We start from the raw sequence: 532 nt of genomic DNA on the forward strand, positions 1-532 counted from the left end.
ACAAACTCTTTACCCGCGTTAATTAACTCAGGGTCACGGTCTTCTTCCGCAGGGGGTGGACCAAAGGCCAATAAACCATTTTCAGAATGTAAAAAGACATCTTTGTCAGAAGGTAAGTAACTCGAGATCTTGGTTGGTAAACCAATGCCAAGGTTGACATAAGCACCATCAGGAATATCTTGTGCAACACGTTCAGCAATTTGATCACGGGTTAATTTTTGATAACTCATTTTATTTCTCCAATCTCAAATTACTGCGCAGGTTGAACTTGTACAACGTGTTGTACAAAGATCCCAGGGGTGATGATGTGTTCAGGATCTAAGGCACCGAGTTCCACGACTTCTGATACTTGTGCGATGGTGATATCTGCTGCCATGGCCATAATTGGACCAAAGTTACGTGCAGATTTACGGTACACCAAGTTCCCCCAGCGATCGCCCTTATGCGCTTTAATTAACGCAAAGTCAGCTTTGATTGGATTTTCTAAAACGTAGTCTTTACCTTCATAATTCATGGTTGGTTTGCCTTCAGC

Annotated in this window: 2 protein-coding genes; both read right to left on the reverse strand. The window is 42.7% G+C overall.

Annotated elements, in window-relative coordinates:
- A partial coding sequence (locus AC1M9H_RS14320) for a CoA-transferase (RefSeq protein WP_481613649.1) occupies positions 1–230 on the reverse strand: 230 nt, incomplete at its 3' end.
- A 20-nt stretch (positions 231–250) separates the two neighbouring features.
- A partial coding sequence (locus tag AC1M9H_RS14325) for a 3-oxoacid CoA-transferase subunit A (RefSeq protein WP_481598115.1) occupies positions 251–532 on the reverse strand: 282 nt, incomplete at its 5' end.

It is taken from the genome of Acinetobacter sp. ANC_7512 (assembly GCF_056779935.1).